Annotated in this window: 16 protein-coding genes; 6 read left to right on the top strand and 10 right to left on the bottom strand. The window is 43.4% G+C overall.

The window, feature by feature from the left end:
• The first annotated feature begins 97 nt into the window (after positions 1-97).
• Positions 98-811 (top strand): tRNA (N6-threonylcarbamoyladenosine(37)-N6)-methyltransferase TrmO, encoded by a 714-nt coding sequence (tsaA, locus tag DFP80_RS05525; RefSeq protein WP_113915817.1) that lies wholly within the window; start codon positions 98-100, stop codon positions 809-811.
• An 11-nt stretch (positions 812-822) separates the two neighbouring features.
• Positions 823-1,071, top strand: coding sequence for a hypothetical protein (locus tag DFP80_RS05520; protein WP_113915816.1), 249 nt, complete (start codon positions 823-825; stop codon positions 1,069-1,071).
• A 135-nt stretch (positions 1,072-1,206) separates the two neighbouring features.
• On the opposite strand, the gene rpsA is transcribed toward DFP80_RS05520, so the two are convergent.
• From rpsA to gyrA, 6 genes are all read right to left on the bottom strand, one after another.
• Positions 1,207-2,889, bottom strand: a complete 1,683-nt coding sequence (gene rpsA, locus DFP80_RS05515) for a 30S ribosomal protein S1 (protein WP_113915815.1) — start codon at positions 2,887-2,889, stop codon at positions 1,207-1,209.
• Between the two features lie 181 nt (positions 2,890-3,070).
• A complete protein-coding gene (cmk, locus tag DFP80_RS05510) occupies positions 3,071-3,754 on the bottom strand; it encodes a (d)CMP kinase (protein WP_113915814.1) in 684 nt (227 codons plus the stop codon).
• 19 nt (positions 3,755-3,773) lie between these two features.
• Entirely contained in the window at positions 3,774-6,020 is a 2,247-nt protein-coding gene (locus DFP80_RS05505; RefSeq protein WP_113915813.1) for a bifunctional prephenate dehydrogenase/3-phosphoshikimate 1-carboxyvinyltransferase, read from the bottom strand.
• A gap of 22 nt (positions 6,021-6,042) precedes the next feature.
• Positions 6,043-7,164 carry a prephenate dehydratase gene (gene pheA, locus DFP80_RS05500; protein WP_113915812.1) on the bottom strand — a complete coding sequence of 374 codons (1,122 nt, stop codon included), beginning with the start codon at positions 7,162-7,164 and terminating at the stop codon, positions 6,043-6,045.
• A gap of 40 nt (positions 7,165-7,204) precedes the next feature.
• Positions 7,205-8,284: a 3-phosphoserine/phosphohydroxythreonine transaminase gene (gene serC / locus DFP80_RS05495; RefSeq protein ID WP_113915811.1), complete on the bottom strand. Its 1,080-nt coding sequence runs from the start codon at positions 8,282-8,284 to the stop codon at positions 7,205-7,207.
• Positions 8,285-8,374: 90 nt separating this feature from the next.
• On the bottom strand, positions 8,375-11,062 hold the full coding sequence (gyrA, locus tag DFP80_RS05490; protein WP_113915810.1) for a DNA gyrase subunit A: 2,688 nt from the start codon (positions 11,060-11,062) through the stop codon (positions 8,375-8,377).
• 347 nt (positions 11,063-11,409) lie between these two features.
• Here gyrA and ubiG point away from each other — a divergent pair, with 347 nt between their 5' ends.
• The 3 genes from ubiG to DFP80_RS05475 all read left to right on the top strand — a co-directional run bounded on the left by ubiG (position 11,410) and on the right by DFP80_RS05475 (position 15,991).
• A complete protein-coding gene (ubiG, locus tag DFP80_RS05485) occupies positions 11,410-12,132 on the top strand; it encodes a bifunctional 2-polyprenyl-6-hydroxyphenol methylase/3-demethylubiquinol 3-O-methyltransferase UbiG (RefSeq protein ID WP_113915809.1) in 723 nt (240 codons plus the stop codon).
• Positions 12,133-12,152: 20 nt separating this feature from the next.
• A complete protein-coding gene (locus DFP80_RS05480) occupies positions 12,153-12,896 on the top strand; it encodes a YciK family oxidoreductase (protein WP_113915808.1) in 744 nt (247 codons plus the stop codon).
• A gap of 203 nt (positions 12,897-13,099) precedes the next feature.
• Positions 13,100-15,991 carry an insulinase family protein gene (locus DFP80_RS05475; RefSeq protein WP_113916044.1) on the top strand — a complete coding sequence of 964 codons (2,892 nt, stop codon included), beginning with the start codon at positions 13,100-13,102 and terminating at the stop codon, positions 15,989-15,991.
• A gap of 29 nt (positions 15,992-16,020) precedes the next feature.
• On the opposite strand, the gene DFP80_RS05470 is transcribed toward DFP80_RS05475, so the two are convergent.
• Both DFP80_RS05470 and fabV read right to left on the bottom strand, forming a co-directional pair.
• Positions 16,021-16,560, bottom strand: a complete 540-nt coding sequence (locus DFP80_RS05470) for a hypothetical protein (RefSeq protein WP_113915807.1) — start codon at positions 16,558-16,560, stop codon at positions 16,021-16,023.
• Positions 16,561-16,661: 101 nt separating this feature from the next.
• Positions 16,662-17,864, bottom strand: a complete 1,203-nt coding sequence (fabV, locus tag DFP80_RS05465; RefSeq protein ID WP_113915806.1) for an enoyl-ACP reductase FabV — start codon at positions 17,862-17,864, stop codon at positions 16,662-16,664.
• 164 nt (positions 17,865-18,028) lie between these two features.
• On the opposite strand from fabV, the gene DFP80_RS05460 reads away from it, so the two are divergent.
• Positions 18,029-19,261 carry a glycosyltransferase gene (locus tag DFP80_RS05460; protein ID WP_113915805.1) on the top strand — a complete coding sequence of 411 codons (1,233 nt, stop codon included), beginning with the start codon at positions 18,029-18,031 and terminating at the stop codon, positions 19,259-19,261.
• A gap of 36 nt (positions 19,262-19,297) precedes the next feature.
• Here the strand turns inward: DFP80_RS05460 and DFP80_RS05455 are convergent, their stop codons facing one another.
• A complete protein-coding gene (locus DFP80_RS05455; protein ID WP_113915804.1) occupies positions 19,298-19,489 on the bottom strand; it encodes a DUF1289 domain-containing protein in 192 nt (63 codons plus the stop codon).
• A 61-nt stretch (positions 19,490-19,550) separates the two neighbouring features.
• A complete protein-coding gene (locus tag DFP80_RS05450; protein ID WP_113915803.1) occupies positions 19,551-20,267 on the bottom strand; it encodes a YebC/PmpR family DNA-binding transcriptional regulator in 717 nt (238 codons plus the stop codon).
• Positions 20,268-20,332 lie beyond the last annotated feature (65 nt).

Genomic DNA, 20,332 nt, shown 5'->3' with positions numbered 1-20,332 from the left:
TAGATCGTCAAATAAGTCGCGATCTATTTCACCAAGTCAGTATACTATCATAATATTTTTATTCATTTAGCGCAGATTTACACGTAAGGACCTTCCATTGCCACCTAGCAACTCTTTCACCCTTAACACCATTGGCATAGTGCATTCTTGTTATAAGGAAAAATTCGGCATACCACGACAACCTGGGCTGGTAACTGAAGCAACAGCACGCCTTGAACTCATTCCTCCTTATAGCAGATTAGACATACTAGAAGGCCTAGAAAGTTTTTCACACATTTGGATTCAGTTTGTTTTTCATGCTTGTATGACAGAAAACTGGAAAGCCAAAATACGACCTCCTCGCCTAGGAGGTAAAACAAAAATGGGAGTTTTTGCCACACGTACAACCCATAGACCCAACCCCATAGGATTATCCGTTGTAAAAATCGGTAACATCTACCAAGAAAACAAAAAAACCTTTATTGATTTACACGGCGCAGATTTACTAGACGGCACCCCCGTTCTTGATATAAAGCCTTACCTACCCTATGCAGACAGCATCACAGATGCACAAGGAGGCTTTTTTCCTGCACCAGCACAAATCAAGCCCGTATTATTTTCAGAACTAGCAAAGTCTCAATGCGAAAACTACGAGAATTTGCACAAAAGAGAAATAACAACTTTAATTAAACAAGTTATTGGACAAGATCCCAGACCTTCCTATTTATCAGAACAGCTTGATCGAGAGCATGGAATCACGCTTTGGGACATCAATATAAAGTGGTGTGCAAGAAACGACCACTTTGAAATACTTCGAATCGAAAACAAATAAGAGAGTGGGAGATGAATAAAAAGCAGTTTTTAAATACTTACAAAAAAATTGACTCGCTCAACCAAGAGAGAACAGAAAACACCCAAAACCAAGCACTTTATCGCTCAGAACACGACGAACGTCTAATAAAAGACTTCCATTACGCCAAATTCCAAAAAAACCTCCATAACGCCCAACAAAGTAAAGCGCTCAAAGAGCTGTTAGAGAAAGAGAACTGGGGCGAAGAAGACACTGAAAAATTACTTAACTCTCTGCGATAAAAAAAACATACACCAAGCCTATACCCATGGTTATCCACATGTTCTGTGTATAGTTTTTCTGTCAATAAATTCAAGAAAATAAGACAAAAAAAAGCGGACCTAAGTCCGCTTTTTATGACAACTATTAACCCAAACTTAGTTTTGGTTTTCTAGTTGTGCTTTGATCAAATCACCGATAGTGGTTGGACCATTAGTTTCTGCTTGTTGCTTCTCAGAATGAGATTTCAACGCTGCTTTCTCTTCAGTAGCATCTTTCTGCTTGATAGAAAGAGTGATAGTACGCGCTTTACGATCAACATTAATGATCGCAGCTTCTACTTTATCACCTTCTTTCAATGCAGTAGTTGCATCTTCGATACGCTCGCGGCTGATTTCAGATACTTTCAAAGTAGCTTCAACACCTTCAGCAAGAACAACTACAGCACCTTTCGCATCAACTTCAGAGACAGTACCGTTAACGATAGTGCCTTTGTCATTTTCAGCAACGAAAGCAAGGAACGGATCTTCTTCTAGCTGCTTAACACCTAGAGAAATACGCTCGCGCTCAGCATCGATAGACAATACAACTGTTTCTAGCATATCGCCTTTCTTGTATTGACGTACTGCATCTTCACCAGTTTCGTCCCAAGATAGGTCAGATAGGTGAACAAGACCGTCGATACCACCGTCAAGACCAATGAACACACCAAAGTCAGTGATAGACTTGATTGCGCCAGAGATTTTGTCGCCTTTGTTGAAAGAGGTAGCAAATTCTTCCCATGGGTTCATTGTGCACTGCTTGATACCCAAAGAAATACGACGACGCTCTTCGTCAATATCAAGAACCATAACTTCAACTTCATCACCAATCTGAACAACTTTAGATGGGTGAATGTTTTTGTTAGTCCAATCCATTTCAGAAACGTGTACTAGACCTTCTACGCCTTCTTCAAGCTCAGCGAAGCAACCGTAATCAGTCAAGTTAGTAACTTTAGCCGTTACTTTAGTGTTTTCTGGGTAACGAGCTTTGATAGCAACCCATGGATCTTCACCCAACTGCTTAAGACCTAGAGACACACGGTTACGCTCGCGGTCAAACTTAAGAACTTTAACGTCGATTTCATCGCCAACAGCAATGATTTCGCTTGGGTGCTTAATGCGTTTCCAAGCCATGTCAGTGATGTGAAGAAGACCATCAACACCACCAAGATCAACGAAAGCACCGTAGTCAGTAAGGTTCTTAACGATACCTTTAACTTCTTGACCCTCTTCAAGAGAAGCAAGCAATGTTTCGCGTTCAGCGCTGTTAGTCGCTTCCATAACGGCACGACGAGATACAACAACGTTGTTACGTTTTTGATCAAGCTTGATAAGTTTGAACTCTAGATCCACACCTTCCAAGTGAGACGTGTCGCGGATTGGGCGAACATCTACCAAAGAACCAGGTAAGAAAGCACGGATGTTAGCGATATCAACAGTGAAGCCACCTTTGACCTTACCGTTAATCACACCGTGAACGATGGCATTTTCTTCGTAAGCTTTTTCAAGCACAGACCAAGTCTCTGCACGCTTAGCTTTTTCACGAGACAATTTAGTCTCACCGAAACCATCTTCAACAGCGTCAAGTGCAACTTTAACTTCGTCACCGATGTTTAAGTTAAACTCACCACTATCCGTTAGGAACTGAGAACGAGGAATTACGCCTTCAGATTTAAGACCTGCATGAACAGTTACCCATTCGCTGTCAATATCAACAACGATACCAGTAACAATTGAGCCTGGCGCCATTTCGACGGTTAAAAGGCTTTCTTCAAACAGTTCTGCGAAGCTTTGAGTCATTGTATTTCCTATATAGTCGGCCCATATAAATAACTAGGCCATATCCACATCGCCAGCAAATGTGGGTCAATTTTTTTGGATGATGCGATAAAGGCTTGCTGGCACCCTTATCGACTTGAATAACATTTAATCTATTCTAGCACATTCTAGACACAAAAAAGTAGACGCACAAAAGAACAGATTATACGAGACCCGCTTTTGCTGTTTCAGCAAAAATCATCTCGACAACCTGCTCTATGGTTAAATCTGTACTGTCTATAACTAAAGCGCCTGCGGCAGGCACAAGAGGAGCAACAGCTCGATTAGCATCACGCTCGTCTCTCTCTTTAATCGTTTTAACTAGTTCATCTAGATTAACAGCTTCGCCTTTTTGCTGCAATTGCTGCAAGCGACGCTGCGCCCGCTCTTCTGCCGAAGCCGTTAAGAATACTTTAATCTGCGCAGAAGGAAACACGATCGTCCCCATATCACGACCATCCGCCACCAAACCAGGCGCTTGCGAAAAAGCCCGCTGACGAAGTAACAAACCGTCGCGAACTTCTGGAATAGCCGCCAATTTAGACGCACAATTACCCACTTCTTCAGTTCGAATAGCCTGAGTAACGATCTCGCCCTCTAGAATAATTTCAACTTTACCTTCTTCTGACTGCACAAACTGTATGTCCAGATGCTCAGCCAAGACTTTTAACGTCTCAACATCATCTGAAGACATGCCGTGATGCGATACAGCAAGTGCAAGCAGTCGATATAACGCACCACTATCTAGTATGTGCCATCCCAGCCTTTCTGCGATTAATTGACTTACAGTGCCTTTACCTGCACCACTTGGACCATCAATCGTAATAACTGGGCCTTGGTTGATCATAACTATTCCTCTTAAAAAACTATTGCGCCACAGTGCAGTAAAAACCTAACTGCATAGTGACACTCTCCAACTCGTTAAATTCTTCTAATAATTTTTGGCAATCATTCACTTTTGTAATCGACTGACTTCGCGCCCCTAATGCCAACATAGCAAGCGCTAATTTATCATCACCAGCACAATCCAACTCACCACCCGATGGAAGACCACCCTGAATAAGCAAGTCACCATTCTCATAAACACAGGCAATCTTCATCTGCTTAAGCGCATCTACCAGCGCCAACACTCTATCTTCACAATAATAAGGCAAAGAGCCAACGCCATGAATGCAGCTTTCACCTTTTGCATAAGCCGCAGCAACACACAGCAAAGGCAACTCGCTCCTAAACTGGTAACTCTGTTCTGACGATAAAATAAAAGAGTTAAGCTCAGCAAAAGCTGCTCGAACACTCCCCTCATACAAACCCGAACCACCCAAATCAGGAATAGTGACGTCCGCACCTATCGACTTCAGAAAGGATGAAAAGGCATATGACACAGAATCTAAACCCGCATTATCAATGAGCAATTCAGAACCTGGCAACAAGTTCGCCAGCAACACCAACCAAGCCATTTCATATTCATCACCAGACAATACAATACTCGTACCCACTAAAGGTGCGGAAACAACTTTAAAACCGTCAGCTTGATCTAAAATACTCACACCAAAATGGCGCAGCAACACTTCACAATGAGACAATCCGGTCAACTCTGTCACGACGCTTCCTTCAGCCGGAGAATACAAAGCAGCTAAAAAAGCCGACATACGTAACCGCTCAGAACCAGTCTGCAGATCAATACATACATTCAGCGACTCACCCGGAACAAGACTAACAGGCAGGCAATCGGCGACGTCAGAGACCACACTCCCACCCATCTTGCGCACTAAGGAAAACAAGTCACCCATCGACTGATTTAGCAACTTCTCCTCTGCCACAACTGACACAGAAAATGACTGTCCTGCTAAAACAGGCAACAACAAATACAGACTTTCGCGAGACTGATGGACATTAATTGGCGCAATGGGCGCCTTTAAACCACGAAGACCAACACCATGGACACGTAAGCAATCAGAAGACACCTCCTCAATCACCACCCCCATATCCCGAAAAGCTTGAATTGTAATACGGACATCACCCGTCAAATCAACGTTCTTTATTTCACTTACACCCTCTGAAAGCGCCGCTATGGTAATGACTTTATGTGACAAAGATTTGTCACCCAATAAAGAAATATCACCTTTAATAGCAGAAGCAGGTAAAACAGAGACTGAAACCGGCCGAACTTCTTTGACAGAACCAATTGTACGCTGCTCTAACAATCGAAGAAAATGATCTCGCGCAGACTTAGCACGAGTAAAAACACCAAACATGCTGGCACCATCACCTTGCTCTATTGCAGCACGCATATCAGCAAGGCGATCAGTAAAGTGATCTAGCGTTGCCAAAGTCGCATCTTTATTTGCCATAAAAACATCGCGCCACATCACAGGATCACTAGACGCAATGCGAGTAAAATCGCGGAAACCACCCGCCGCGAATTTAAAAATATCTTGACTACGTTCGCCATTAGCCAACGCATCAACTAGAGTATAAGCAAGCAAATGTGGCAAGTGACTTGAAGAAGCCAACACGTGATCATGATGATTAACATCCATACTCACGACATCTGCCCCAACAGCACGCCAAATACGATGAAGACGATCTAACAAGACAGGATTGCTATCAGATAGAGGCGTCACTATCGCCATGTGCTTTTCAAAAAGCAGCGAATTGGATGCCAACACTCCACTCTTTTCCGCCCCAGCAATAGGATGACCTGGAATAAAGTTAGTTGGCACACACCCAAAAACCTGACGAACCGCCTCTACCACACTCCCTTTGGTCGACCCTACATCTGTCACCAATGTATGCTCAGATAAAAAAGGTTTAAGGTCAGTCAGAACAGACTCCATCGCCCTTACTGGAGTAGCAAGAATGATAACATCCATTTTAGGGACATATTCAGCAGACATTTCAGCAGGGAAATCAATCACCCCCGTTGAAACACCTAGCGCCAACTCCCCTTCTCGACGATCAACAGCATATAATGTAGCCAAGCCGCGCTCTTTTAATGCTTTCGCAAATGAGCCACCTATCATGCCAAGACCAATGATCATGACATTGCCAAATTTCTTTTTCTCTTGAGACGTCACATTAGCCGACGCCTGAAAACCATTTTCACCAGTCAAAGCACAACACTCTTATAAACCACTAAAGCACAGCTACAGGATAGGAACCCAACACCTTCACTTCCGATGCACGCTCACGTAACTCATCAATTACAGCACAACATCCTTCATCTAGATAATGACCGACGAAATCAATATAAAATATATAACCCCAACGACTCATTAAAGAAGGACGAGTCTCTAAACGCGTCATATCAACACCATGACGCTCGAAAGCCTCAAGCAGCCTATACAAAGCACCAGGCTCGTTTTTTGCGCTAATTAGCAACGATGTCTTATCTTTACCACTTGGTGGAACCTCTTGATTACCAACAATCAAAAAGCGAGTCGTATTATCTGGACGATCTTCAATATTAGAAGATACCTTTAGCAAGCCGTACAACTCACAGGCTATTTCACCCGCAATCGCAGCAATAGCACGACCACTGCGACCTGCCTCAGCCGCGAGGCGAGCCGCCTCGGCATTCGAACTCACCGCAATACGCTCAGCATGTGGCCAATAACGATCCAACCAAGCACGACACTGCGCTAAAGATTGCTGATGTGAATAAATATGAGTTACGTCTTCGGCACTAATATTAGGACTCACCAATAGATGATGATGAATACGCTCTTCCACTTCCCCACAAATTTTCAGACGCGAGTCTCGAAAACTGTCTAAGGTATGATTAACAACACCTTCTGTTGAATTTTCAACTGGCACCACACCATAATTAGCTGCGCCAGACTCAACCTCACGAAATACTTCATCGATAGCGGCCATTGGCGCACTAACAATTGATTTACCAAAATGCTTCAACGCAGCTTGCTGCGTAAAAGTGCCTTCTGGCCCAAGAAATGCGATGCGCATTGGCTTTTCAAGCGCTAGACATGAAGACATCACCTGACGAAAGATCTTCGCCATTTCTTCATTACCCAAAGGCCCTTCATTTCGTTCCATTACCTTACGCAAAACTTGAGCCTCGCGTTCAGGACGGTAAAAGACTACCGCATCATCGCCCTGATCAGCCAACTTAACTTCAGCTACTTTTTGAGCGCACGTTGCGCGTTCGTTGATTAGTAATTGTATTTGCGAGTCAATCGAATCAATACGATCACGCAATAAAGGCAATGTACTCGGCACTGCTTGTTTAGAATTTGACATGCTATTTATTATCCGTAGAGATTATTGTCTTTAAAAAGTATTATCCGTGACGCTTTTCAAAACCACGCATAAAATCAATCAAAGCCTCAACACCTTCCAACGGCATTGCGTTATATATACTTGCACGCATACCACCAACAGAACGGTGCCCCGCCAAAGTACGCAAACCAGCAGCCACAGACTCCTGCAAAAAAAGCGATTCAAGGGACTCATCTGCCAAAATAAACGGCACATTCATACGAGATCGATAGTCAGGATCAACAGGGTTTGAGTAAAAATCGCTAGCATCAATGAAGTCATATAAAGCTTGCGCTTTACGAATATTAATCGCTTCAATCGCCTCAACACCACCTTGCTCTTCCAACCACTCGAACACCAAATCGGCCAGATAAATCGCAAAGGTTGGCGGTGTGTTAATCATGGAGTCGTTTTTCGCCAAATTCGCGAAATTCCAAATAGATGGCAATTCATCACTGCAACGTGCCAGTAAATCCTTGCGAACAATACAAATAACTACACCAGCAGGGCCCACATTTTTCTGTGCGCCAGCGTAAATCAAGCCGTACTTGCTCACGTCAATTTTGCGAGACAGAATCGTTGAAGAAAGATCTGCAACAATCGGCAAATTTGTTTCCGGCAACCCAGAAAACTCTAGACCGCCAATAGTTTCGTTTGGACAAAGGTGCAAATAGGCCGCATTCTCATCCAGTTCTAAAGTAGAAAAATCAGGGACCGTAGTGTAATTCTGTTCTTTTGAAGACCCAACTACCTTTACGTTAGTGTATCTCCTAGCTTCTTTTATCGCCTTTGAAGACCAAGCACCAGTATCTAAAAAGCAGGCAGAATCAAAGCCGTTCACTAAATTCGCTGGAATTTGAGCAAATAGAGTAGACGCACCACCCTGAACAAATAAAATTTCATAGTCATCGCTAATATCCATCAAACGTGACAAACGCGCCTTAGCCGAGGCAAGAATAGACATAAACTCAGAACTACGATGACTCATTTCCATAACAGAAACACCAGCGCCATGCCAATCTAACATTTCAGCCTGCGCTTTTTTTAACACCGCCTCGGGAAGCGCTGCTGGACCTGAACAAAAATTATATACTCGGCTCATCCTGCTTATTTACCTCTAGTATTTTCAGGAACTACTTTAAAAGAACAATCTACAACAAAAGCGACGCACCTAGGTGCGTCGCTTTATTTACTATTCCGTATCGCTATCAAGGATATCTGGAGATTCATCGCCATCATCTGGCAACTGATCAACAACGGCATCACCTGCCTCATCAACCTCAATATCTCCCTCATCATCTTCGACAACACGCTCAATGCCAACCAGATGCTCGTCATTGGTCAAACGAATCAAAGTAACACCTTGCGTATTTCGCCCCTGACATGACACTTCCGTCACGCGAGTACGAACCAAGGTTCCTTGGTCTGTAATCAAAATAATCTCATCCGTTTCATCAACCTGAGCAGCCCCTACAACTGGGCCATTACGCTCAGAAACTTGAATCCCGATAACACCTTGACCGCCACGACCGTACACAGGGAAATCTTCTACTAAAGTACGCTTGCCATAACCATTCTCACAAGCCATCAATACCGCAGAACCATCCTGAGGAACAATAAGCGAAACAACCTTAGCATCTTCATTCAAGCGAATACCACGAACACCTGCCGCAGTACGACCCATTGCACGAACGTCAGACTCTTTAAAGCGGATTGTCTTACCTGATGATGAAACCAACATAATATCGTTTTCACCATTGGTAACAGATACACCAACCAACTCATCTGTCTCATCTAAGCTAAGTGCAATCAAGCCAGTTGAGCGAGGACGGGCAAAATGCTGCATCGCAGTCTTCTTAACCGTGCCGTTTGCTGTCGCCATGAATATATAGCTACTAGCTTCAACAATAGCATCATCAGCCACGTCATCGCTTGCTTCAGAGTCAGCCTCAGCCTCTTCGATAACAGGCAATGGCAACAGAGCAGAGATAAATTCCCCCTCTCTCAAAGGCAATAAGTTCACAATCGGACGACCTTTTGCACTACGACTAGCTACCGGAATTTCAAACACTCGCAACCAATAGACTTTACCAAAATTACTGAATAACATGATGGTATCATGGCTACTGGTAACCAATAGATGCTCAATGTGATCTTCGTCTTTCATACTCGCAGATGACTTACCACGACCACCACGACGCTGAGCTTGATACTCAACTAATGGCTGAGATTTCGCATAACCCGTATTCGAAATCGTCACTACCATTGGCGCTTCATCAATCAAATCAGCAATAGTTAAATCCTGACGAGACGTTAAAATCTCAGTACGGCGAGCGTCGCCGAAAGTATCCCGAACCTCTTCAAGCTCCTCACGAATAACTTCCATCAAACGATCTGGATTAGATAGAATATTTAGCAACTCACCAATAAGCTCAATCAGGGATTTATATTCACCCAACAACTTATCGTGCTCTAAGCCTGTCAAGCGATGCAAACGCAAGTCCAAAATCGCTTGCGCCTGATCTGGAGACAAATGATAAGCACCATCAACAAAACCGTAGCCAGCGTCAAGATCATCAGGACGACAAGCATCAGCACCAGCACGCTCAAGCATAGCCACCACATTTCCTGGCTCCCAAGACTCGCTAACAATTTTCTCTTTTGCTTCTGCAGACGTTGGCGATGTGCGAATTAACTCAATGACGCGATCAATGTTCGCCAGTGAAACAGCCAAACCTTCAAGAATATGACCACGCTCGCGCGCTTTACGAAGTTCATAAATAGTACGGCGAGTAACAACTTCACGACGATGCTTAACAAAGCACTCAAGAATTTGTTTAATATTAAGCAACTGAGGACGGCCATCAACCAAGGCCACCATGTTAATACCAAACACTGATTGCAACTGAGTTTGCGTAAAGATGTTGTTAACAACAACATCAGGGTTTTCACCACGACGCAGCTCTATAACAATTCGCATACCATCTTTGTCAGATTCGTCACGAAGCTCACTGATGCCTTCCAGTTTTTTCTCTTTAACTAGCTCGGCGATTTTTTCAATTACTTTCGCTTTGTTTAACTGATAAGGAATTTCAGTGAAAACGATGGCTTGGCGATTGCCTTTTTCCATGTCTTCAAAATGGTGGCGGGCACGCATGTAAATACGACCGCGACCCGTTTTGTACGCTTCAATAATACCTGCTCGACCATTAATAAACGCCCCTGTTGGGAAATCTGGTCCAGGTATATGATCGATAAGCTCATCAATAGTAATGTCAGCGTTATCAATAACCGCTAAACAACCATCGATAACCTCACCAAGATTATGAGGAGGGATATTAGTCGCCATACCTACCGCAATACCTGCCGAACCATTTACTAACAGTCCGGGCACGCGCGCAGGCAGCACTTCTGGCATAAATTCCGTGCCATCGTAGTTAGGCACGAAGTCGACCGTTTCTTTCTCTAAATCCATCAAAAGATGATGAGAGATTTTCGCCATACGGATTTCGGTATAACGCATTGCCGCAGCACTATCACCATCGACAGAACCGAAGTTACCCTGACCATCGACCAAGGTGTAACGCATTGAGAATGGCTGCGCCATACGAACAATCGTATCGTAGACAGCAGAATCACCATGTGGGTGATATTTACCGATTACATCACCGACGATACGCGCCGATTTTTTGTACGGTTTATTCCAATCATTTTTAAGTTCATTCATCGCAAATAGAACGCGACGGTGAACAGGCTTCAACCCGTCTCGCACATCAGGTAATGCTCGACCTACAATTACACTCATTGCGTAATCTAGGTAAGATCCCTTAAGTTCATTTTCGATACTGACGGGAATAATTTCTTTGGCTAATTCACCCATAGATACAATCGATCCTTATGCCTCGGAGTCAAAAAGACTCCCTAATATCTTTTTATAAGCGCCGCATTGTACCATAAGGAAATAAATAACACCCCTTCAAGGAGCATGTTTTGTTGCTCTATATTACATTTATAGAAACCATCTGCTGAACGCCTTCTTTAGCAAAGCAAGTTTGCTATTGGTCACCTCCTAGGTTGGCGCTATACTAGTAGAGACGTTAAAAAAAGACGCCTCTACCTTGAGACCATTAATTGGCAAAATAGCATCACAAAACACAGACCAGCTGTTCAGCACAACGAACACCGCTTTCACCAATCTTAGCGATACAGAAAAACGGAAATCAAACCATGACAAACGCACAACAAAATAATGTAGACCTAAATGAAGTAGCAAAGTTTGAAGCGCTTGCAAGCCGCTGGTGGGATACTGAGAACGAGTTCAAACCCCTGCATGATATCAATCCATTGCGCACAGACTATATAAACGAGCACAGCGAAGGCCTTCAAGGAAAAAAAGTCATTGATGTTGGCTGTGGTGGTGGCATTTTATCAGAAGCCATGGCAAAGCTAGGCGCGAACGTTAAAGGCATCGACATGGGCGAAGCCCCTCTTGCCGTTGCAAAACTACACAGAGAAGAGTCAGGGCTTGATATTGATTATGAAAAAATCACAGCGGAAGAAATAGCACAACGAGAAGCTGGGCAGTATGACGTTGTCACTTGCCTTGAGATGCTCGAACATGTGCCAGACCCATCGTCTGTTATTAAGGCTTGCATGACTCTAGTTAAGCCCGGCGGCCACGTATTTTTCTCTACCATCAACAGAAATCCGAAAGCATACCTTTTCGCCATTGTCGGTGCCGAATACATTTTAAAAATGCTACCGAAAGGAACGCATGATTACGCCAAGTTCATCCAACCAGCAGAACTCAACAATTATGCAAGATTAGCCGACTTAGAAGTCAAACACATGACAGGACTAACTTATAACCCTCTCACCAAAATATACAAACTTAACGACAAAGACGTGTCCGTCAATTACATGATGCACACTCAAAAAATCGACGCCTAACTAAGGCATAAGGAGGAGATATGTTTGATTATCAAGCCCCAAGCCAACTACTTAAAGACAAGGTAATCCTTGTTACCGGAGCAGGGGATGGCATAGGAAAAACTGCAGCTATCACCTACGCAAAGCATGGCGCAACCGTCATTCTTTTAGGTCGCACCACAAAAAAACTCGAAGCTGTTTACGATTACATTGAGAAACAACAATACCCACAGGCCGCCATCGTTCCACTAAACCTTGATGGCGCAGCCGAACACGATTACCTAGACCTTGCCAACACCATAGAAAGTGAGTTTGGCCATCTTGACGGCATCCTTCACAACGCCAGTTTATTAGGCGAGCGAACCACCCTAGCAGCCTACGACCCAACCCTGTTTGAACAAGTCATGCGCGTCAATGTCACCAGCCAACTAATGCTCAATCAAACCCTCCTACCCTTGATGCAAAAAGCCGAAAATGCCTCTATCGTTTTCACTACGTCTAGCGTCGGTAGAAAAGCCAAGGCTAACTGGGGAGCCTATGCTGTATCAAAATTTGCGACAGAAGCCATGATGCAACTCTTTTCCTGTGAACTAGAGGACCTATCGCCTAACGTTCGAGCGAATGCTATCAACCCTGGCGCAACCAGAACTAATATGCGCGCAAACGCCTACCCAGATGAAGATCCAAACACCCTTCCTACCGCTGAAGACATTATGCCGCTTTACCTTTATTTAATGGGTAAAGACAGCCTTACTGTAAACGGCCAATCACTGGATGCTCAATAAAGTAAAAAAACACCAAACGCAATGGGCAATAGATTAGCCCATTGCGCCCCACCATACGCTTCAGTTAATCTGAGGGCATGATCAACATTAAAAGAAAAATCATCACCTACTGCGCCCTACTCACTATACTTGTATCTTTTCCGATACAAGCCCATACCTTTCACCCAACCGAAAGCAACACACAACAAGAAACAAAAAAATTTATGATCAAAGGCAGCACCACACCTCAAGCCACTCAAGAAAACAACCAAACAGAGACACTACAAACCGGCAAGCAGTCGCTAGAAACCTCATACAATAAGATAATCAACATCCCTAATAAGAGCCTGACAGACAAAAACGACTACCACCTAATAACACTGAATAATAATTTAAAAGTATTATTAGTAAGCGACCCTCAGGCTGAACGCTTTGCCGCCTCTCTATCTGTCAATGTTGGTAATTTTCAGGACCCTGACAACCAACAAGGACTAGCCCATTTCCTAGAACACATGCTCTTTCTTGGCACTGAAAAATACCCAGAAGCAGGCAACTACCAATCCTATATAAATACCCACGGCGGCTCACACAACGCCTACACCAGCACAGATACAACTAATTTTCATTTCGACATCAAACCCTCCGCATACGAAGGCGCACTAGATAGATTTTCACAGTTTTTCACTTCACCACTTTTTAGTGAATCCCTCACACAAAGGGAAAAAAATGCCGTAGATTCAGAATACAAAGCCAAACTTAAAGATGAAGGCAGGCGAAACAATCAGGCACTTAAAACACTACTAAACCCTGAACACCCATACAGCCACTTCACCGTTGGCAGCTTAGAAACACTCAAAAACAGACCCAACGCCCCTTTAAGAAAGCAATTACTCAAACTCTATAAAGAGAACTACTTTAGCGAAAACATGGCACTAGTGATGGTAGCAAACCTACCCTACAACCAAATGGCAACACTTGCTCGCCAGTATTTTTCAGATATTCCAAGCAAAACTCCCATACCTAAGAAACACTACCCAACACTCACAATAAAGAACAAGCCACAATTACAATTTGTGCGCTCACTAATTGACAACAGCACATTAAACTTTTACTACCCAATAGACGCCCAAGGTAAAAACTACAAAACCCAACCAACACGCTATTTATCTTATATTTTAGGCAATGAAAATAAGGGATCGCTATACGCATCACTTAAATCTGAGGGGCTAATTAATGGCATATCAGCAAGCACAAGCACAGACTATGGTGATAATGCATTATTCTCTGTGAGAATCGCCCTAACCGATGAAGGCTTAAAAAAAGTGGACACAGTAGCAAAACGCTTTTTCGCCACGCTTAGCACCTTAAAATCCTCTCCAATCAACCCACTCTACTTGCAAGAAGGACTAAAACTTAGCCAACTCATGTTCAACAACCAAAGCTATGTTAACCCCCAAAGCTTAGCGAGATCTCTCTCAGCAAGAATACTCAAAACCCCTACCGAAGATATTTTAAGTTGCTACCGCTTAGAGTCTGCCGCGAACAAAAGCCAAGTTCGCCACCTTCTAAAACAGCTATCCCAAGATAATCTTTTAGTACAGCTAACATCAAACCACGAATTTCCAGAAAGCTGGGCAAAGCAAACGCCAATATGGAAAATTGAACCTTGGTACCAAAGCAGCTACAGCAATAATTACTTTAGTCAATTATTTTTAGACATCATCAATTTATCAGTAAAAAGTACGCAGGTTAGCCTGCCAGAAAAAAATAATTTCATTCCCGAGTCTTTAGACCTAATCAACAAAAAAGACCCCTCGCCCACTATCATTTTTCAAAAAGAGGGCTTCACTTATTGGAACAAATCCGACTCGAGCTTTGGTAAACCCACCGCAATGAACTTCCTAGCAATACGCTTTGCCGATGCTGCAAATACACCAAAGCACACTTTACTAAACAAATTATGGAGTCGACTTTTTAATGACAGCATAAGCGAACTAACCTATGCACCCTATATAGCAGGTCTAGGTTATGCATTTTACCCCCATGCAAATGGGGCAACATTACGAACCAGCGGCTACTCAGACAAGCAAAGTGCCTATGTAACTTGGCTAATAGACCAACTTTTCTTATTTCGCCCAACACCAGAGCGTTTCAAACAAGCAAAAGCCCAACTAGCAAAAGACCTAAGCAACCAAAAAAGCCGACAGGCCTACCGTAATGCTAGCAGCGCACTAAGCACGTTAATTACAAAAAACAGCTTCACCACGAAGCAACTCGAAGGGGCACTAGAAAAGCTCTCCTTAGAAGACCTTCAACAATACACAAAAAGAGCACGAGAACGTTTTGACATAGTCGGCTACAGCACAGGCAATCTAACAAAAGAGCAAGCCGAAAAGCTTGCGAACGCTATTTATGAACGCTTTAGCAATCGACTCACCCCTAGAAAACCACTTGAGATTGAGACAAAAAACCTCACCTCTCAGCAGAATTATCACTACCAATTCGAGTCAACAAGCGACGACAAAGTGGTTTTATACGCATTAATAGACACCAGCGCACAGCTAACCCCAAAAGCCATAAAGGAAAAAGCCTACTTTTCAATACTCAGAAAATTACTCAACAGCCCTTTCTATCAAGAGTTAAGAACCAATCAGCAGCTCGGATATATTGTTGGGGCACAAAACCTTAGCATACGAAACACCCCTATATTAGGGCTACTTGTACAGTCCCCAAACACTGACACTCTTAGCATCATACGCGCCATAGAAGATTTCCTAAAAGAGCAAAGCAAAAGACTACCGAACATCTCTGAAAAAGATTTCTCACAAGCTAAAAGCGCCTTGCTAAGCGAACTTAAAATGGCCGCAAAAAATCTAAGCGATAACGCCCTAAATGAGTGGCATCAAATTGCTAAGCCCGATCCAGATTTTTTAACGCGGGAAGAGTGGATAAACAATGTGGAAGAAATTCAACGCACGGACTTTATTGCCTTTATCAATCGCAAACTGCAATCAACAGATACAACAAAAATAATCATTCACAACAAAGCATTTCCAAAAGAACTCACAGAGCAACAAGACTGGAAAAAAACCTCCCCTAACTCACCTAGCCTTTGAACTAGGATAATTAAGGATAAACGAAAAAATCACCCTCCGATCAGCTTTTCCAGCTTCTCCTGATCGGTTGCAGGAGCACCTTTTGGCCCACTAGCCGCTGGCGCAACACCCTGACCAATTGGCGAAAAATCCCCCACATCTGGCTGCACTTTATCCACTGGCGCAGTGTCTTTTTTTACCTGATCACCAAAAACACCAATCTCTGGCATCATCCGAAGACGTTTAGCCTGAATATCCTCAGGTATATTTCCAGTAAATAAAACAGTAAACGGCGCCTCTTCTGTTCTCTTATTTACCTCGTCGTATATCGCCTGCTCACGCTCGGCAATGGTATTTTCTTCCAAATACGACATACCTTTTCCATCCGCCGTTATAACAATATTTGGACCCAGAGTCATTTTCGCCTTTTCTGCAGGAATAACAGCAACTTCCTCCCGAGAACTTACAACCACCTGATGCTCAGTATGAATCACCTGATCCCCATAAATAATATCAACCGGTTGTCGCTCAATAGTCTGGGCATTGGCAACTAAAGACACCACACCCAACAACCCTAATGAAAATTTCATAATCACCCCGATACAAGACTCCATTCACTATAAGAGATAAACTGCCATAAAAAAAGGAGCCCAAGTAATACTTGAACTCCTTATTAGACCTTCAATAAAAATTAAAGGGTAACAACATCAAAATCCGCTTCTGGATTCGCTTCAGCATCGTAATCAACACCATCTACGCCAAAACCAAACAACTTCAAAAACTCATCTTTATAAAGCTGATAGTCTGTCTCAGCAAACAAGTTAGCATCATTTACCTGAGGCCAAAGCTCACGACAAGCTTGCTGTACGTCTTCACGCAATTCCCAATCATCCAAACGCAAACGATTTTTGTCGTCTGTCAATTCTGCTGGATTGTGGTTGTTGTACAAACGCTCAGAGAACATGCGATAAATCTGATCCATACAACCTTCATGAAGGCCTTTTTCACGCATCACTTTGAAGACCATCGCCAAGTACAAAGGCATCACTGGAATAGCTGAAGACGCCTGAGTTACTACAGACTTCAATACGGCAACATTCGCACCGCCGCCGATTTTAGCTAATTCAGAATCGATGGCTGCAGAGGCACGATCTAAATCTTCTTTCGCTTTACCAAGCGCACCATGCCAATAAATCGGCCAAGTGATATCAGAACCAATGTAAGAATAAGCTACGGTACGAGCACCTTCCGCCAAAACACCTGCTTCTTGTAAAGCAGACATCCAAAGCTCCCAATCCTGGCCACCCATTACGGTTGTAGTCGCTTCAATCTCTTCTTCAGTTGCTGGCTCAATTTCCGCTTCAATGATGACATCTTTATTCGTATCAATGGCAGTGGAGCGGTAAGGCTGACCAATAGGTTTAAGAACTGAACGAATCACCTCACCTGTTTCAGGCATTTTACGAACCGGAGATGCCAGTGAGTAAACCACCATATCTACTTGACCAAGATCTTGCTTAATCAAATCAATAACGGTGTCGCGAGCTTCGTTTGAAAAAGCGTCGCCATTGATGCTTTTAGAATACAAGCCTTCTTCTTTAGCCACTTTGTCGAATGCCGCAGAATTGTACCAACCTGCCGTACCGGTTTTTTTCTCAGTACCTGGCTTTTCGAAGAAAACACCAATTGTTGCAGCACCTGAACCGAACGCCGCAGCGATACGAGAAGACAAGCCATAGCCACTTGACGCACCGATTACGAGTACTTTTTTAGGACCGTTTTCAATCGCCCCTTTGCTTTTAGTAAAAGCGATTTGATCTCTTACGTTTTGCTCACAACCTACTGGATGCGTTGTTGTACAAATAAATCCGCGAATCTTTGGTTTTATGATCATAATATCTTCTCAACGTCATGTTTTGCTTACGTCTTGCCTGGCAATCCCTTCAAATGAGGCAGACAAGACAAATCTTCCTGCCATGATACAATAGCCGGACGAATATGTCCTGATTCTGCTAAAAATTCAGAACCAATAAACCATTGAAACCTTGAGAGAACACCGTGCACCTACTCGTCATCGGCTATGTCTGGCCAGAACCAAACTCTTCCGCTGCAGGCAGTAGAATGATGCAATTACTCAACTGCTTTCACAAAGAGCAATGGCACATCTCTTTTGCGAGCCCCGCTCAGCAAACAGAACACATGGCCGACCTTTCCCTGCTGGGCATTGAAGCCGAGCATATTGAGCTCAATAGCACATCATTCGATCATTATATTGCACACAAAAAGCCAGATATAGTGGTATTTGATCGCTTCATGATGGAAGAACAATTTGGCTGGCGTGTGGAAAAGTTCAGTCCAGACTCATTACGAATCCTTAATACGGAAGACCTTCACTCACTAAGACAAGCTAGACACAATGCGCTGAAACAAAATCGAGACTTTGCGGTTGAAGACCTTTATAGCGATCATGGCATTCGAGAAATCGCCGCCATTCATCGTTGCGATTTAACCCTGATGATTTCGGAGGTAGAAGCAAAACTACTGGTCGATGAGTTCCACGTGCCAGAAACGCACGTATTACACCTCCCCTTTATGCTGCCAGAACCACAAAACACAGACACTTTAATCAGCTTCGAAGATCGCCAGCATTTTATTAGCATAGGCAACTTTCGTCACGCGCCAAATTGGGATGCAATCCTACAATTAAAAACAGAGATATGGCCAAAAATCCGCAAACGCTTACCGAAAGCTGAGATGCATATTTACGGCGCTTATCCGCCACCAAAAGCCACACAGCTGCACAATGCAAAAGAGGGCTTTTTAGTGAAAGGCTGGGCTGAAGATGCTCAAGCCGTCATGCAACAATCGCGACTTTGCTTAGCGCCATTACGCTTTGGTGCAGGCATTAAAGGCAAATTAGTTGAAGCCATGCAAGTAGGCACTCCAAGCATAACCACCAGCATTGGTGCAGAATCTATGCATGGCGCATTCCCATGGAACGGGGTGATAACCGACGAAATAGAAACCTTTGTTGATGCCGCTGTTTCCCTCTATGAGGACAAAGAAAGCTGGTTACTGATGCAGCAAAATGGCAATAGAATCTTACAAGCGCGCTATCAAGCAGAAGAATGGGAACCGAAATTAATCAATCGTTTGAAACTACAGCTTCAACTAAAGGAAAATTTGAGAAAGAAACATTTCTTGGGATTGATGCTACGACACCACAGCCTTAAAAGCACACAATACATGTCACAATGGATAGAGCTAAAGAACGCAGGCGAAAATACTTAAAAAAGAAAAGATAGATAGCAGAGTCAGCAAAAGCACTTAACTAACAAACTGACTCTTAGCTTCCCTCTCTCGAACTTTCTTCATAACCGCCTGCTGCGAAGCCTTATTCATACTTCCCCACTGACTGATTTCCTTACCCGTTCGATAACAACCGACACAGATATCCTCATCATTAAGAAGGCACAAATTAACGCAAGGAGATTTTAACTGAGGTTTTAGCTTGGTCATTTTTAATCAGTGCACCCAAAATAAAAGGCCCTAGCAAAGAACTCCACTAAGGCCTTTAGTTCTAATATTCAGCGTTATGATAAACGCGCTGAACATCATCCAAGTCATTCAATAGGTCTAAGAAGCGATCAAACTGCTCAACGTCTTCACCTTGAATTTCTGTCATGTTTTGTGCAACAAATTGAATTTCATCAACGTCAAATTCAACCTCTCCAAATGCATCCAACAAGGCTGATTTTGCTTTACTATAATCAGTATGTGGGGCAAATACAGTGACTTTACCGTCTTCTAACTCGATATCAGTAACATCCACATCAGCCATCATCAAGGCTTCCAACACAGCTTCTTCATCTGTCCCTGAAAACACAAAAATAGCACTGTGGTCAAACATATGACTCACACTGCCTTGGCTACCAATTTTGCATTTCACCTTATTGAAACAGGTGCGCACATCACCAAAAGTACGGTTGGGGTTATCAGACAAGCAATCAACGATAACCATGGTATTACCAGGACCAAAACCTTCGTAGCGAGCAGTATCAAAGTCTTCTCCACCGCCACCTTTCGCCTTATCAATCGCTTTATCGATAACGTGAGTTGGCACCTGATCTTTTTTAGCTCGATCAATCAGAGAGCGTAGTGACAAATTACCATTAGGGTCGATACCACCGGATTTTGCGCAAACATAAATCTCGCGGCCGTACTTACTGTAAACCTTGGCTTTTTGGTCAGACGTTTTTGCCATGGACTCTTTGCGGTTTTGAAAGGCTCTGCCCATTACATATTCCTATTCTATACAGTCTTAAAAATAAGATTCTAACGTGTCGCCCAAAAAGAAGGAAC

Source organism: Marinomonas rhizomae (genome assembly GCF_003315485.1).
Taxonomy (GTDB): Bacteria; Pseudomonadota; Gammaproteobacteria; order Pseudomonadales; family Marinomonadaceae; genus Marinomonas; species Marinomonas rhizomae.
Note: the sequence above shows the minus strand (reverse complement) of the source record. Positions and strands in the feature narration are given on the sequence as shown.